General features: G+C 33.8%; 13 protein-coding genes. 12 read left to right on the top strand and 1 reads right to left on the bottom strand.

Annotation, left to right across the window (positions count from 1 at the left end; translation table 11 throughout):
- Position 1 precedes the first annotated feature (1 nt).
- From asnB to DHD80_RS13830, 11 genes are all read left to right on the top strand, one after another.
- Positions 2-1,897 (top strand): asparagine synthase (glutamine-hydrolyzing), encoded by a 1,896-nt coding sequence (gene asnB / locus DHD80_RS13880; protein WP_251742055.1) that lies wholly within the window; start codon positions 2-4, stop codon positions 1,895-1,897.
- A gap of 65 nt (positions 1,898-1,962) precedes the next feature.
- Complete coding sequence (locus DHD80_RS13875; RefSeq protein WP_251742054.1) at positions 1,963-3,747, top strand: ABC transporter ATP-binding protein; 1,785 nt, start codon at positions 1,963-1,965, stop codon at positions 3,745-3,747.
- Positions 3,744-4,676, top strand: a complete 933-nt coding sequence (locus DHD80_RS13870) for a glycosyltransferase (RefSeq protein WP_251742053.1) — start codon at positions 3,744-3,746, stop codon at positions 4,674-4,676. Before DHD80_RS13875 ends, DHD80_RS13870 begins: the two co-directional genes overlap by 4 nt.
- 51 nt (positions 4,677-4,727) lie before the next feature.
- Complete coding sequence (locus DHD80_RS13865) at positions 4,728-5,888, top strand: glycosyltransferase family 4 protein (RefSeq protein WP_251742052.1); 1,161 nt, start codon at positions 4,728-4,730, stop codon at positions 5,886-5,888.
- Positions 5,878-7,044, top strand: a complete 1,167-nt coding sequence (locus DHD80_RS13860) for a glycosyltransferase family 4 protein (RefSeq protein WP_251742051.1) — start codon at positions 5,878-5,880, stop codon at positions 7,042-7,044. Before DHD80_RS13865 ends, DHD80_RS13860 begins: the two co-directional genes overlap by 11 nt.
- 45 nt (positions 7,045-7,089) lie before the next feature.
- The gene (locus DHD80_RS13855) at positions 7,090-7,695 is read left to right on the top strand and encodes a sugar transferase (protein WP_251742050.1); all 606 of its coding nucleotides are present in this window, start codon (positions 7,090-7,092) and stop codon (positions 7,693-7,695) included.
- Positions 7,695-8,303 (top strand): acetyltransferase, encoded by a 609-nt coding sequence (locus DHD80_RS13850; RefSeq protein ID WP_251742049.1) that lies wholly within the window; start codon positions 7,695-7,697, stop codon positions 8,301-8,303. The genes DHD80_RS13855 and DHD80_RS13850 overlap by 1 nt, the downstream gene beginning before the upstream one ends.
- Positions 8,296-9,444 carry an aminotransferase class I/II-fold pyridoxal phosphate-dependent enzyme gene (locus tag DHD80_RS13845; RefSeq protein WP_251742048.1) on the top strand — a complete coding sequence of 383 codons (1,149 nt, stop codon included), beginning with the start codon at positions 8,296-8,298 and terminating at the stop codon, positions 9,442-9,444. The genes DHD80_RS13850 and DHD80_RS13845 overlap by 8 nt, the downstream gene beginning before the upstream one ends.
- Before the next feature lie 10 nt (positions 9,445-9,454).
- Entirely contained in the window at positions 9,455-11,428 is a 1,974-nt protein-coding gene (locus DHD80_RS13840; RefSeq protein WP_251742047.1) for a nucleoside-diphosphate sugar epimerase/dehydratase, read from the top strand.
- Between the two features lie 15 nt (positions 11,429-11,443).
- Complete coding sequence (locus DHD80_RS13835; RefSeq protein ID WP_251742046.1) at positions 11,444-12,214, top strand: polysaccharide biosynthesis/export family protein; 771 nt, start codon at positions 11,444-11,446, stop codon at positions 12,212-12,214.
- 9 nt (positions 12,215-12,223) lie between these two features.
- Entirely contained in the window at positions 12,224-14,629 is a 2,406-nt protein-coding gene (locus DHD80_RS13830; protein ID WP_251742045.1) for a polysaccharide biosynthesis tyrosine autokinase, read from the top strand.
- Here the strand turns inward: DHD80_RS13830 and DHD80_RS13825 are convergent.
- Positions 14,626-15,363, bottom strand: coding sequence for a CpsB/CapC family capsule biosynthesis tyrosine phosphatase (locus tag DHD80_RS13825; protein WP_251742044.1), 738 nt, complete (start codon positions 15,361-15,363; stop codon positions 14,626-14,628). The genes DHD80_RS13830 and DHD80_RS13825 overlap by 4 nt on opposite strands.
- 209 nt (positions 15,364-15,572) lie before the next feature.
- Here DHD80_RS13825 and DHD80_RS13820 point away from each other — a divergent pair, with 209 nt between their 5' ends.
- The gene (locus DHD80_RS13820) at positions 15,573-16,796 is read left to right on the top strand and encodes a capsule assembly Wzi family protein (RefSeq protein ID WP_251742043.1); all 1,224 of its coding nucleotides are present in this window, start codon (positions 15,573-15,575) and stop codon (positions 16,794-16,796) included.
- Positions 16,797-16,978 lie beyond the last annotated feature (182 nt).

Raw genomic sequence — 16,978 nt, 5'->3', positions numbered from 1 at the left:
TATGTGTGGAATTAATGGTTTTATAACCAAAAAAGAATCTATATCAATTGCTGAAAAGTTAACGAAGATGAATAATATGATTATTCATCGCGGTCCGGATCAGGATGGTTTTTTCATGCATAAGTCTGATAACCTTAATATGGGAATGGCCATGCGTCGCTTATCCATTATCGATTTGAGCACTGGGAAACAACCTATGGCTAGTAGTGATGGTAAAATAAACCTTGTCTTTAACGGGGAAATTTATAACTATCAAATTTTAAAAAAATCTTTGGAGAAGGAAGGTGTAACATTCCATACAACTTCAGATACTGAAGTTATATTAAAGCTTTATGAAAAACATGGTCAAAAATCCTTCGCTATGCTGGATGGTATGTTTGCGTTCAGCATTTATGATGACCATCTAAAAAAGGTTTTTATAGCGCGTGACTTTTTTGGTGAAAAACCGCTTTATTACTTTCAGGATAATGATACGCTTATTTGGGCTTCTGAATTAAAGTCGATTACAGCAGTCCTGAATTCCAAACCTGAAATTTCTAAACCAGGCCTTAACCTATTTTTTCAACTAACCTATATCCCGGCCCCTTATACTATTTACGATAGCGTCAAGAAACTGGAAGCCAATCATTATCTGGAAATCGATTGTAATAATTTAAATATTTCGGTTTTAGAAATTGATCAGAACTTTAAAAGTGATATTCCAGAGGATATATCTTTTAAGAAAGCCAAGAAACTCACCCATGATAAGGTTATTGAAAGTGTATCTTCAAGATCTATTGCAGATGTACCTTTGGGTACCTTTCTTTCAGGAGGCGTAGATTCTTCTATTGTTTCCTGGGCCCTGGCCAGTCAAACAAATAAGAAAATCGACACTTTTTCTATTGGTTTTGAAAAAAAATCCTTTGATGAATCTGATAAGTCGCGAACGGTAGCTAATTTGATCAATAGCAATCACCATGAATTTATAGTTGCAGAAAATGACTTGAAAGAAAGTGTAGATTCCATCCTTCTGAATTTTGATGAACCTTTTGCAGATAGTTCCTCTTTACCTACCTACCTCGTGGCTCATAAAACGAGGCAACATGTTAAAGTGGCGCTCACCGGGGATGGGGGGGATGAAGTATTTGGTGGTTATAATAAGTACTATATAGGAAAATTAAATACCAGATATAGTTCAATTGTACCTAAAGGCATTCATGGTACCATAAAAAATTTATCGAAACCTTTATTATCCACTAAAGATGATCGCAGGGGATTACGGTTTAAATCCAAAAGGTTGCTTAATGCGATAAATTATGATGGCGATTTTTATTTCAACATAATTTCCCTGGCCTATCAACCCGATGAACTGAAAAAATATCTTACTTCTGAAGCTTTTCAGGCAGACTCCCTGGCTTATTATAAAAAACGTATTGGTAATAACAACAAAACCCTTACAGATTTCAGAAATATCGATAAAATAATGAGTTTGGAAGGGGACATGCTGGTAAAGGTAGATCGCACCAGTATGCTAACTTCCCTCGAAAGTAGGGCCCCTTTTTTAAATAAAGATTTATGGAATTTCACGTCTCAACTTCCAGAAAATTATTTGATGAAAGGTTGGAACAAAAAATACCTATTAAAGGAATCATTTGAACAGCATTTTCCAAAGGACTTTTTAAATAAGTCGAAGAAAGGTTTTGGCGTTCCAGTTGGAGATTGGCTTAGAGGTTACCTATCCAAGGAATTAGAATCTTATCTTGAAGAAAATTTACTGGAATCTCAAAATATTTTCAATGTTTCAGAAATTAAACAACTTGTACAGGATCACTTGTCGGGGAAACAGGATAATACTTTTAGGGTCTGGGCATTTTTTTGTTTTCAGAAGTGGTATATTAATACCTATTTGGAAATATAGGTAGCATTTTAGAAATTGGGTTTTGAAGAACTGGATAATCATTTGTTGACCTTACCTTGAAATTTATGATCGCTAAGAGTTTCAGCAAAAGTTTTAAATACTTCAATTTTTTTCAAAGGTACCTTGGGTATAGGGTTTACCTAATTTTATTCTTAAGTTTACTGGTGGGTTTAGCTGATGGGATTGGGCTCGCCTTGTTTATTCCGTTAATCCAGCTTGCAGTAGGTACCGGCAATAGTGCAGAATCTTCACAGGATAGCATTAGCAGTTTCATTCTGGAACATGTGAATATGGAGCTTACCTTACTGAATATTTTTCTTTTAATATTCGGATTCTTTTGTATGAAAAGCATCTTTAAGTTTTTTGAAATCTACCTACGTGTTATTTATCAGCAGTATTTTATGAAGAATATTAGGTTACAGTATATTTCCTTGCTTGATAATTATGATTATCAAAAATTTGTTTTAACAGATGCAGGTAGGTTACAAAACAGCTTAAGTTCCGAAGTCCAGAAATTAAATATCGCTTATCGGCAATACTTTAAAACCCTACAGACAGCAATTTTGGTGTTGGTCTATATAATTTTGGCTTTGGCCACAGATTGGAAATTTAGCATATTAGTGCTAATGGGGGGATTTGTGCTGAACTTCGTTTTCCGTTACTTTTATAAAAGGACTAAATACTTCTCCAAGGTGATTACCAGGGAAAATCATAATTTCCAAGGTTTGCTCATGCAAAAAATCAACAATTTTCAATATTTAAAGGCAACCGGTCAAAACGGTAAATTCAGTTCTAAGCTCAAATCCAAAATAGAAGACATAGAAAATTACCAGCAAAAAACGGGGATTGTTGAAGCCCTTTTAGGTGCTATCAGGGAACCTACCACCATATTTATTGTTTTTCTATCCATCTTTCTTTATTCCTATTTTTTTGATGAAGCCATTGGCGGTATAATCCTTAGTCTTCTACTTTTATATAGGTCCATTACTTTTTTCATTTCGATGCAAGAATTGTGGAATTTATTCCTGGGCGTTTCAGGTAGTGTATTAAATATTGAAAATTTGAAAAATGAACTGGAGATAGGATCAGAAAAAGATGGGAACCAAGAATTTAAATTTCTTAAAGACAAAATAGATCTAAAAAATATTTCATTCAGTTATCATAAAAAGCCCGTACTAAAGAATATAAATCTTGAGATCCATAAAAATGAAATTGTAGCTATTGTAGGCCAAAGTGGTTCAGGAAAAACTACTTTAATGAATATAATCGCCGGTTTACTTCAACCTTCAAAAGGGAGCTTGTTTATCGATCAGTTAGATATGGCTACGGTAAAATTGAATTCATATAAAAAAAAGATTGGCTATATAGTGCAGAATCCCGCAATATTTAATGACACTATATTTAATAATATCACTTTCTGGGATGAAAAAACTGAAATTAATCTCACCAAATTTCAGAACTCTTCCAAAAAAGCAGCAATATTTAAATTTATTGAAGAAATGCCCGGAAAAGAAAATACATTATTAGGTCACCACGGTTTAAATATTAGCGGTGGTCAAAAGCAGCGCCTTTCCATTGCCCGGGAATTATATAAGGAAGTTGATATTCTATTTATGGATGAAGCCACCAGTAGTCTTGATAGTGAAACGGAGTCTGAAATTCAAAAGAATATCTCCAAGCTAAAAGGAGAGTATACTATTATCATTATCGCCCATCGACTAGCTACAGTTAAAATGGCTGATAGAATTCTTGTGCTGAAAGATGGGAAAATTGATGGAATTGGGAGTTATAATGCTTTACTGGCAGAAAATAAAGAGTTTCGTCGCATGGTAGAACTGCAGGAGTTATGATTTCTGAAGACGTTAAATTTTTCGCCGGTTTTATTATTACCTATCATCGATCGCATTTGATTTTGGAAACACTTGAAAAAATCCTGAATCAGTCATTTCCCCCGGAAAAAATTCTTATTGTAGATAATAGCAATGATTCTAAGACTAAAAAAGTAATACGAAATTTCAATAATCCCAGGCTAGAATATTATAAGGTAGGTTATAATTCCGGTCCGGCTGGGGGTAGTAAAATTGGTTTAGAGAAATTAGCTGCTGAAGGTTTTAAATGGATCTATTGGGGAGATGATAATAATCCGCCACGGGATCTTACAGTTTTCAAGCGAATGTTTGAATGTATATACGAGTTGGAAGCTCAAAATCAAAAAGTGGGATTATTCTGCGGAAAAGGAGCCAAGTTAAATTCTATTACCGGTAGAATTCAGTCTTTGTCAAATTCCGAACTTAAAGAGAAGGAGATAGTAGAAGTTGATGTAATTGCAGGAGGACAAACTTTAATGATAAATTCTAAACTTCCCAAAAACGATATTCTACCAGATCCCAACCTGTTTTTCGCATTTGAAGATCTTGATTTAAGTTTGAAGGCAAAAGAAAACGGGTTTAAATGTTTTGTAGATTCGAAAACCTGGCGGAATATTCGTCTTAGTTACAGTAATGTTCATACTAACTATAGACCTGTAGGTAGAAATTTTGGAAATTCAAAAGAATTGAATAGACAATATTATTCTACACGCAATTTGCTTATAATATTTAGGGAAAGAGGTTATTTTTTAGCATGTATGTTTATACTATTTAAATCAGTTCTTAAAATACCCGTTGGATTTATTAAGGGTTGGAAATATGGTGCAAAGAATGCAGAATTACAAAGCTTAGCAATTTTTCATTTTATCACCCATAATTTTAAGAACGATTTGGACGTAACAATGGAATAATTTTTTTATGGTATTACTAATATTATTTATATAATTTCTCAACCAAGCTTTATGAAAATTCTTTATTACAGTACAGCCTATTATGCTGCGCACGGCGGGAGTATCCAATCTAAAGAATTTTATAAAAATTTGTCATATATTCCTGGTGTTGAAGCGGCTATTTTTCCCAAAAAAATAAGTTCTGGAAGAATCACTAATTCTAACGGAAGCTGGAAAAGGACTTTAAAGAACAATCGAGCGTTTATGCCACTGTCCTTCTATCGCAGGAATCAATTTTACTGGAATGAATTATTGTTTAAAATTGAAGGCTTTCAGCCAGATGTTCTCATTATTCAGATTGATGCTAATTTTTTACAGATTTCCAGACTAAGAAAATTGTTTCCAAACCTTTTTATCTGTGCGCAGATTAATGGATCTGTTTTCGATGAAATTTATCAAAAAATCATCTTTCGAAAATATTTTTTGAAACTACAACAGGAATCTTACCTGGCTTCAGATCTCAATTTATTTATTTCTGAACCAAGCAGAACTACTATCATGCGAGATAGCATCGATCAAAATAGAGACAGGATCATTTATAATGGAACAAATCTAGAACAATTCTTTCCGCTTACAAACAAATCTGGCCTTAAATCAAGACTGAATTTTCCTGAAGATAAATTTATAGTTGGCTACGTGGGGACTCTAGATCGACATAAAAAGATGGAAATTTTACTGAAGGCCTTTCAGATGATAATAGGTGAAAAAGTGAATATTCATCTAGTGATACTGGGAGATGGGCCAGGGCTTTCAGAGTTGAAGGAGTCAATTAATGCTATGAAAATTCAAGATCATGTATCCTTGCCCGGTTGGGTTTCCCATGAAGAAATGAACCAATATTTAAATTGTTTTGATTTAGCAATACACCATTACGCTAATGATTATATGAATCCGCTAAAAATATTCGAATATCTTGCGGTGGGCATTCCGGTAATTGCACCGGATATTCCATCGGTAAGAAGGATTTTTAGGGATGGTGAAGATCTTATTATTTCAAAAGGAAATCATAAAAATCTTCAGTTAGAAATGCTTACTCTCATTGAAGATGTAAATTTACGCCGCAAACTGGCAAATAATTTAGAATTACGTGAGCGGCTCGAAAAGGACTTCACCTGGAAGGCTTATGCTAGAAAAGTATATGAAGCCATAGAAAACCAAATGCATGAGGGATAAATTAGTAAGAATAACCACCATTCCGTTATCACTTGAAAAACTTCTTGAAGGGCAACTTACCTACATGAACCAGTATTATGAAGTGATTGCGGTTTCGGCAGAGCCCCAGCGTTTAAAGAAATATGGTAAGGATAATTTGGTAAGGACTTTTTGGGTGAATATGACCAGAGCCATTACACCTTTGGAAGATGTAAAGTCACTTATGAAGCTGTATAATTTTTTAAAGTTAGAAAAACCGCTGATTGTACACACCCACACACCGAAGGCTGGCATAGTGGGTATGTTTGCGTCAAAACTTGCCGGTGTTCCAATTAGGCTGCATACCGTGGCGGGTCTTCCGTTATTGGAAACAAGCGGTTTTAAACGTAAGATCCTGGATTTTGTAGAGAAAAAGACTTACAGTTTGGCAACTAAAGTTTTTCCTAATTCTTTCGGACTTAAACAAATTATTCTGGATTTAGATTATGCGAGGGAGAGCAAGCTACTCGTCCTAGGAGAAGGCAGTTCCAATGGGATTGATACAGATTATTTCGATCCAGAACTTTATACTGAAACCCAAAATTCTGCATTAAAAGCACAGCTTGGTATTCCCGAAGTCGATCTTGTTTATATTTTCGTGGGTAGGTTGGTTCGGGAAAAAGGTATCAACGAACTAGTTGAAGCTTTTGAAAGTTTGCAGAAGGATATAAAAAACATCAGCCTGCTTCTGGTGGGTCCTTTTGAACAGGAATTGGATCCCATTAATCAAGATACGATGGATTCGATTAATAATAATTTAAAAATTTTCACTACCGGCTACCAGGTAGACGTTAGGCCATATTTTGCTATTTCCGATGTTTTAACGTTTCCGAGTTACCGCGAAGGCTTCCCCAATGTCGTGATGCAGGCGAATGCGATGAGTATTCCTGCCATCGTTTCAGATATTAACGGGTGTAATGAGATTGTAGATAATAATGTTAATGGCATCATTATCCCCGTTAAAGATGCTAAACACCTTAAGAAAGCTATGCATCAATTATATTTAGACCGTGAATTGAGGTTAAAACTCTCACTCAGGTCAAGAGATCTCATGAAGGAACACTATGAACGGAAAGTTTTTTGGCAAATTTTGTTAAAACAATACAAAGAATTAGAAGCAGAATTTAAACATGATTAAATTCGCGCCCCAGTTTATTTGGCATTTTTGAACAATTGTTAACTAATGTATCAAACCCTGATTAAACCTTTTTTCGATTTTTTAGCGGCGCTAATGGGCATACTAATCTTAAGTCCGTTTTTCTTGATATTCATGATTCTATTGGCTATAGTAAATCATGGTAAACCATTTTTTTATCAGAAAAGGCCTGGCCTGCATGGGAAGATCTTTAAAATCATCAAATTTCGCACTATGAACGATGCTAGGGATGAGAAGGGTAATTTACTTCCTGATTCTAAAAGACTTACTCTGGTTGGTAAAATCGTGAGAAAAACATCTATAGATGAAATTCCACAGTTATTAAATGTTCTGAAGGGTGATATGAGTTTGGTAGGGCCTCGACCTTTGCTTCCCCAATATCTTAAAATCTATTCCAGAGAACAGGCGAAAAGACATAAAGTAAAACCCGGGATTACCGGTTATGCACAGGTAAATGGACGTAATGCTATAAGTTGGATAAAAAAGTTCGAATTGGATGTTTGGTATGTTGAACACATTTCATTCTTATTGGATTTGGAAATATTATTCAAAACGATAAAAAAAGTAATAATTTCTGAAGGAATCAATTCTGGAAATATGGCAACTACAGAACCTTTTAACGGTAATAACTAATGATAGTTTACGGGGCAAGCGGTCATGGAAAAGTGATCATCGATATACTGAAAGTTCTCGATTTAAAGATCGATCAAATTTTAGATGACAATCCTGAGATTAAGTGTTTGCAGAACTATACCGTTGCTCAGAATCTGGATGAGTCACTCAAACACTCCGAAGTGGTGATCGCGATTGGAAACAATATGATTCGGAAAAATATTGCTGCAAAAAACCTGAAATTTTGTGCCGCTTTAATTCATCCACGCGCAATGGTTTCAGATTCTGCGAATTTGGGAAAGGGGACTGTGGTTATGGCAAATTCTGTTATTAATGCTTGTACTAAAGTGGGAAACCATTGTATAATTAATACAGGTTCTATAATTGAGCATGATGTCCATATTGCCGATTTTGCTCATATTTCTCCTGGTGCCATAATTACAGGAAATGTAGAAATAGGTGCCGGCACTCATATTGGAGCGGGGGCTTCTATAATTCCCGGTATTAAAATTGGGAAATGGGCCATCATTGGAGCAGGCGCAGTAATTATTGATGAGGTGCCTGATTATGCAGTAGTAGTGGGGAATCCCGGTAAAATCATTAAATTTAACAAAATTAAGAATGAGTAACGATAAAATCTGGCTTTCCTCTCCGCATATGGGAGGTAACGAGTTAAAATACATACATTCCGCTTTTGAGGAGAACTGGATAGCACCTTTGGGACCTAATGTTTCTGGTTTTGAACAGGATATCCAGTCGTATCTGTCTAGTGAAGATGTGAAGGTTGAAGTTGCAGCTTTAAGTTCAGGTACGGCAGCTTTGCATTTAGCTTTAATCTTGCTAGGTGTAAAACGGGGAGATGAGGTTTTATGCCAGACTATGACCTTTGCCGCCTCAGCTAATCCCATAGTATATCAGGGAGCAACTCCAATTTTTATTGATAGTGAGGAGAAAACCTTGAACCTTTGTCCTGCACAGTTAGAAAAAGCTATTAAGGATAGAATTCAAAAAGGAAAAAAACCAAAGGCAATTATTGCCGTACATTTATACGGAATGCCTTATCAGGTCGAGAAAATTAATAAGATAAGCATGGAATATGATATTCCGGTGATTGAAGATAGCGCCGAGGCTTTAGGAAGTACTTATAAGGGACGAAAGTGTGGAACATTTTCTCCTTTTTCCATTCTTTCCTTCAACGGAAATAAGATAATCACTACCTCTGGTGGAGGAGCTTTGGTAACACATTCTAATGAAGATAAAAAGGAAGCTATTTTTCTGGCCACACAGGCGCGTGACGAAGCACCACATTATCAGCATAGTCATATTGGTTACAATTATAGGTTGAGTAATATTTCAGCTGGAATAGGTAGGGGACAAATGGAAGTGATTGATGAAAGAGTGAGTCAAAGAAGGGATATGTTTCATTTTTACGTAAATTTATTCAAAGATTTTGATGGAATCGAGGTTAAAGCTGAGCCCTCTAAAGATTATTTTAGCAACCACTGGCTTACCGTTATATGGGTTGATGAGGATATTACTGGCTTTAGTAGAGAAGCTTTAAGATTGCATCTGGAAGGAAATAATATTGAAAGCAGGCCTTTATGGAAGCCTATGCACATGCAACCTGTTTTTAAAGATGCTGATTTTTATGGCACAGGGATTGCCGAAGAGTTGTTCAAAAATGGTTTATGTTTGCCAAGCGGTTCAAATTTGAACGATATTGAAAAAGCTAGGATTAAAACCGCAATTTTGAATTTCATAGAAAAATAAGATTTAAAATATGGGTAAAATTAAAAAAACCCTAAAAAAACTTTTAACAGGTCCAGATAATGCCCTGGACATAAGGAACATTAAATATCTTCCAAGATGGGTGGTGTTTCTCATTGATATTGGTCTGGTAACTATTTCGACTATTATCACTTTTTTGATTTTATTAGATTTATCACCCTTCCAGCAGTACTCTTTTCTAACCTATTTTGATAAATCTGCATTAATTATTTCAACAAATATTTGCTTCTTTTATCTATTTAAAACGTATTCAGGTATTATAAGATATTCATCGAATGTAGATGCTTTAAAATTACTTTTAGCAACTATAAGCAGTTTCGTGGCTTTAATTGCAATTAATTATCTATCATTTTTTATTTTAGGTGAAAAGATTTTCCTTGTGGGAGGCTTGGTCATCAATCTTTGGATCTCTTTTTCCCTCCTCTTCTTATTTCGTCTTTCCGTAAAACAGGTATATGAGTATTTTAAATATATCCAGAAAGAGGAAACTCTAATAAACGCTGTGATCCTTGGAGTCGATGAAAATGCTATTTCCATTGCTGGAGCCCTTGATATCGAACACCCGAAAAGATTCAGAATTGTTGGATTTTTGACACAGGGTTATCATAGAAGTTTGAGAATCTTAGATAAGCCCGTTTTGCAACATGAAACATCCATATCTAAGGAGGTGTTTTCTTTAGGAGCTGAAGCAATAATCTTATCTGAGCGAAACTTTACAGCTGAACAAAAATTCCAAATTGTTGAGGAGTGTTTGGAAAATGAAATCGCAGTTTATAACGCACCCTTGGTTTCCAGTTGGGATGAAAATAAGCCAATTTCAGAAAAGGTTAAAACTTTAGAAATAGAAGATTTATTGGATAGGGAGCCTATTCTATTGGATAATGAAAATAAGATTGAACAATTAACCGGTAAAACTATACTTGTAACAGGAGCAGCAGGATCTATAGGAAGCGAAATAGTAAGACAGGTTGCTGATTATAATCCAAAAAAATTAATACTCCTTGATCAGGCTGAAACTCCGCTTCATAATTTACAGCTAGAAATCGAGGCGAAATTTCCAGATTTAAATTATCGAATAATAGTTTGTGACGTTGGAAACAAAAGGCGTTTGGAACTTATGTTTCAAAATCATGACATAAATGTTATTTATCATGCTGCTGCCTACAAACATGTTCCTTTGATGGAAAAGAATCCACATGAAGCAATTTTTGTTAATATTCAAGGGACTAAAAATTTATCAGACCTAGCATTAAAATACCATACAGGTCATTTTGTAATGGTTTCCACAGATAAGGCGGTTAATCCAAGTAATGTGATGGGTGCTTCAAAAAGGGCAGCAGAAATGTATGTTCAATCCCTTTATCATAGTCAAGAAAAAAACTCATCCTATAGTGAAACACGATATATAACTACTAGGTTCGGAAATGTCTTAGGTTCAAATGGATCTGTGGTACCTTTATTTAAAAAGCAAATTGAACAGGGGGGGCCTGTGACTATTACCCATCCCGATATTATTAGATATTTTATGACCATTCCAGAAGCCTGTCAGTTGGTTTTAGAGGCTGGGGCAATGGGAAAAGGAGGAGAAATATTTGTTTTTGACATGGGAGAACCAGTTAAAATCATGGATCTTGCTATCAAGATGATTAAACTTGCTGGTTATCAGCCGAATAAACATATCAAAGTTAAAATTACCGGTTTGAGACCAGGGGAGAAATTATACGAAGAACTTTTGAATGACGACAGTAAGACTTTACCTACGCATCATAAGAAGATTATGATTGGCCAGGAAGTGGTTAGAGATTATGAATTTATAAATGAAAAAATTGAAAAGATAATTTCTTCTGCTAACAAGCTGAAAAGTGATAAAGTCGTGGCGAAATTAAAGGAGTTAATTCCAGAATTTAAAAGTAATAATTCTTCTTTTGAACGTTTAGATAAAATTCCAGAACTTAAAAAAGAATAAAACACCCCTATAATTATGAAAAACATTCTAGTCCTAATAGGATTAATCTTGGTTTTTAGTAGTTGTGCCACCAGAGATGAAGTAGTCTATTTTAAAGGTATTGAAAGATTAAATGGTTCCATAAATGACAAGGATTATGAACCAGTTTTTGAAGAAAATGATGTTCTAAGAATTACAGTATCATCATTAGATGAAATTTCTGTAAAGCCTTTTCAAATGATCCAGAATGGGCAATCATCATCTAGTTCTGGGTCGGGATCTAGTCAAAACAATTCTTTAACAGGATATTTAGTTAATACAGATGGATATATTCAGTTTCCTGTCTTAGGTGCAGTTAAGGTTGCAGGTAAAAAGAGAAGTGTACTTGAAGGAGAAATTCAAAATGAAATTAGAAAAATGACAACAGATGCAGTAGTTACTATTAGATTAGTTAACTTCAGGATTACGGTTCTTGGTGAAGTGGGAAGCCCAGGTTTAATAGAAGTGCAGGATGGAAGAATGACACTACCTGAAATATTTGCTTTAGCTGGGGATATAACATTTGATGGTGATCGACAAAATATTCTTGTATATCGTGAGGTTAAAGGACTTCGGCAAGTTGGAAGAGTTGATATGACAAGCGCTGAGGTTTTTAATAATCCTTATTATTACTTAAAGCAAAACGATCTTATTTACGTGGAGCCTACCTATAGAAAGGTTAAGTCAGCTGGCTTTATAACTAGTTACACAGGAATTTTTTCATTAATTGCCTCAATTACTGGCTTACTTTTTCTTATTACAAAATAATCGTCTTATATGGAGGAGTTTTCAGAAGATTTTAACGAGCCGAAGGAGGAATCAAACTTTGATTTAAAAGCAGAAATTTTTAAATACCTAACATATTGGAAATGGTTATTTTTGGGATTTCTAGTAGGAGGATGTATAGCTTTTTTATATAATAGATATACAATTCCTGTTTTTCGGACGGAATCTAATTTGCTCATCACCAAATCTGAGGAAAATAATATGTCTGGAATTTTGCCTAGTTCAGGAACTGGATCTATAATAAGATTGGAAAGTAATAGTCTGCAAAATCAAATTGTAACCTTAAAATCCAAAAATTTAGTTAAGAAGGTCGTAGATTCTTTGAACCTCAATATTTCTTATTTTATTGAGGGAAATGTAATTACTACTGAAGCATACAAATCTTCTCCTGTTACTATAAATTTTATAACTCCAGATTCAATTGTAAATAATCATTCAAAGACTTTTATAATATTTCCCAAATCAAATCGAAATTTTGAAATATTCGACAAAAAAACCGAAAAATCATGGAAGTATGATTTAGGTGAGCTAATTTCAATTGATAGCTTAGATTTTATTATTAACTCTTCAAAACCTGATCAATTTAGGAGTTCGAATCCCATCTATATAGAAATTAAACCAGTTGATAGAGTTGCAGCAAATTTTATTTCTAAGCTGGAAGTTGGCCCTAAAGCACAATCTGGTGAAATTCTCTTAATAGGATTAACGTATTCCACAAGCAAAAAAGCAGAAGATTTTTTAAATAATCTGATGTATCAATTTAATGCTGAAGGTGTAAATGATAAAAGACAAGTTGCAGGGAGAACAACTCAGTTTATAGATGAAAGATTACACGATTTATCCTTTTCCCTAGATACTGTAGAAACCAATATAGCTGATTTCAAAAGAGATAACGAATTTATGGATGTAGCTTCCGGAGCCCAACAGTTATTATCTAGAAAAACAGAAGCAGAACAGCGAATTTTCGAAATTGAAACCCAATTGAACATTATCAATTCAATCAAAAATTTACTTGCGAATTCAGAAACTTTTGACCTTTTGCCAGGAAATATGGTCACAGGTGCTAGCCAGGTTCAAAATCTCATAGAACAATATAATCAGCTTATTCTCGAAAGAAATTCTTTGTTAAGAACATCTACGGAGCAAAATCCTATGATGGAAGCTTTGGACGCTCAAATAATTAAACTTAAACCGAACTTAATAAAAAGTATAGAGGCATATGCCTCTAATCTTCGAATTGAAATTAGTGATCTTAATATAAAAGAATCTACCGCTAAAAATCGTTTTAGTGATTTTCCTAAGATGGAAAAGGGAATGAGAGGCATTGAAAGAAAGCAAACTATATTTGAGCAATTATATTTATTCTTACTTCAAAGAAAAGAAGAAGCGGCTATTGCTTTTGCTTCAACTTCAGATGTTGCAAAAGTTATTGAGCCTGCTTTTACATACGGTTCACCAGTTTCACCATCACCATTATTAATTTTAATTGGGGGCTTCATCTTAGGATTATTAATTCCCCTTTTAATTATTTTTTTAAAAAATTTGTTAGATACTAAAGTACATCATAAAGGCGATCTGCAAACCTTGCTAAGTACAACACCATTTATGGGGGAAGTCCCTAGAATTGATACTGATGAAAGCGATGTAATTCAACTGAATGACCGCTCATCTTTGGCGGAATCTTTTAGAATACTTAGAACAAACCTTGCCTATTTAATTCAAAATAAGGATAAAGAAAGAGGGGATGTTATTTTTGTCACCTCTACTATTAAAGGTGAGGGAAAAACATTCGTTTCTTACAACTTATCCCGGACTTTAGCCAGTACAAACAAAAGGGTTTTATTAATTGGTGCAGATATTCGTAATCCTAAGTTACACCGATATACTCAAATGACGAAAGGAGCGGTGGAGAAAGGCTTATCAGATTATTTATATGATCATGAAATACCATTCGATAAAGTGATATCAAAAATTAAAGAGGATGAAATTCTTGTAGATGTTATTTTATCTGGTCCAATCCCTCCTAATCCCGCAGAATTATTGATGAACGATCGAATGGAAAGTTTAATAAATAAGGCGAAAACTTTGTACGATTATATCATTGTGGATACTGCCCCGACTATGATTGTGACAGATACATTGCTCATTAGTCAATTAGCTGACTACACACTTTATGTTGCGAGAGCAGATTACACCGAGAAAAGTATTCTGCAATTCCCGAAAGACATGAAAAAGCAAGGTAAACTTAAAGGTTTAGCAGTGATTCTTAATGATGTGGATTATTCTAAATTTTCTTATGGAGCGAAATATGGATATAGTTATGGATATGGCTATGGTTATGGACAGGATGCTGAGACTCGATGGGAACGATGGAAAAGAAGACTTTCAAGGAATTAATTCAGACTAATTTTTTTGTGATTATTATCAATAACCTTTTTAATAAGTTCTAATTGTTTTTGCTGTAATGTAATTTTCTCAAGTTTTAGGAGATGATCAATTCGATGTGTATCTGTGCTGATAAAATCAATCATATCATTTTCTAAAAGCTTTAAGGCTATTTTTTGAACAGGTATCCCATAATGAGGCGTAAGTGAGAGTAAATTTAATTGAAACGAACATCCTAAATTTTTTAATTCTTTGTATTTGCCTAAATCTGAGGATTGGTAATAAGCATACCTTTCAGGGTGTGCCAAAATAGGTTTATAGGAATGATTTTGAATTTTGAAAAGGATTTCTTTTAAATTAATAGGAGGTTGAAAATAAGACATCTCCACTAACAGGTATTTTTTAAACAAAGGGATAATTTCATTTTGAGATAAGATTTCCAAAAATTGCTGATCCATCATATATTCTGCTGAGTAACTATTAGAAGTCTGATTATCATATTCTGAATATAATTTTGTAAAAGCCTCTTCGATGGTAGCTCGATTATTTGGATAATAATCTGAAATAATATGAGGAGTATGAATAAAATTTTCTATGCCCAACTCTTTAAACTTTTCAATCATTATTATAGAATCTTCAACAGTTCCTGCGCCATCATCAATCCCAGGTAATAAATGGTTATGGAAATCCGTTATACCTGCTATGGAATCAACTAAAAATTTTTTCTTTTTAAAGAATGAAAACATTATAACTTATTTAATTTCAAAATTACATTATTTTCAATCATATTCGTAATCTTTGCAGTCCTCTATATTCTGCTATGTTGAGATATTTATTCTTACTAATACTTCTTTTTCTTCTTCAAAATGCCCAAAGTCAAATTACTGATTATGGTGTTAAAGTGGAATCATTTGGTCAATTTTCATTAGATTCAGTTTCTCCATTCTGGTTTCATATGAATTCCCGAGGAAGAATTGATGAAAAAACCAATATAATGGGAATGATTTCAGGATTTTCTAAAATGGAAATTGATGATGAGCATTACTTTGAATTCGGTTTGGGAGGATTATACAAAGATGGATATGAAGATGGGGTTAAAGTTGATGAAATCTACTTCAATTATAATCATCCGGCATTTGGAATTATAATTGGTAAAAAACAAAAACCAGACTTATTTAATGGACTATCTGCAACGGGGCATAGTATCTTATGGTCCTTAAATGCGACACCACCCCCGGGTATTCAATTTTATATGAACAAGCCTTGGTTTTTAATGGAAGACCATGGGATTGGCTTTAAAGTGGGGTTAGAAGAATATCTTTTAGATGATAAACGATATATTGATAATACTAGGTTGCACCATAAAACATTCCATCTGGTATATACAAACAAAGATAATTTAGAGGTTTCAGTAGGAATTCAACATTATGTCCAATGGGACGGGATATCTGAAGAATTTGGTAAACTTCCAGGTACTTTTAACGACTATATAAAAGTCTTTACAGGTTCCATTGCTGATAATGAAGTTGGAAGGGAAGAGGTGAATGCATTAGGAAATCAAATTGGGAGTTATGAAATAAATGTAAAAACGAAAATCCAGGATGTAGATTTTCATTTTATTTATAATACTATTTTTGACGATGGATCTGGAATGAAAATGGGGAACTTTCCTGATGGTCGATATGCCGTTTATTTCGAGGATAATCGAGATACTTTCTGGGGACGGGATTGGTTGAAAAAATTCATGTATGAATTCTATTATACCAAAAATCAAAGCCGGGATCGTGCGGGTTCTTTAGTTGATGGGGCAGATAACTATTTTAATAATAATCTGTATAGGTCTGGATGGACGTATCAGAATAGAGTAATAGGAATACCATTTATTTTATTAAATGAAGAAACAAGATTCAGAATAGGGACTAATATTCTTACTGTTCACCACTTGGGAATAAGTGGTGAAATTGCTGAATATCCTTATCGTTTTTTATTAAGTTATCGAAAAAATTATGGTTTAAAGGATAGATTTTTTATAAATACCCGAGAAATCTTTTCTTCTTTACTTGAGGTTGAAATAATTAACTCTGATTTTCTTCTAAAAGCTCAGTTGGGGGCTGATATCAAAAACTATCAGAAATCTAACTTTGGAGTAGGACTAAATATCTCTAAGGAACTTTTTTAGTATAATATAAGCGTAATATAAAACCTACAGTAAATATAATATTGTAATATCTTTCCGTAATTTTCTAATAAAATTTCTTTCAATAGAACCAACTCCTGAAAGCCTCTCTAGTACTACCTTTTAAATCTTTTTTTGGATTATATTTTTAAAATATTTTCATAATTATTTAATTGTTTTAAAAT

The sequence above is a fragment of the Gramella sp. AN32 genome (genome assembly GCF_023718305.1).
Classification (GTDB): domain Bacteria; phylum Bacteroidota; class Bacteroidia; order Flavobacteriales; family Flavobacteriaceae; genus Christiangramia; species Christiangramia antarctica.
The sequence above is the reverse complement of the archived record's forward strand: the minus strand, read 5'-3'. Positions and strand labels throughout refer to the sequence as shown.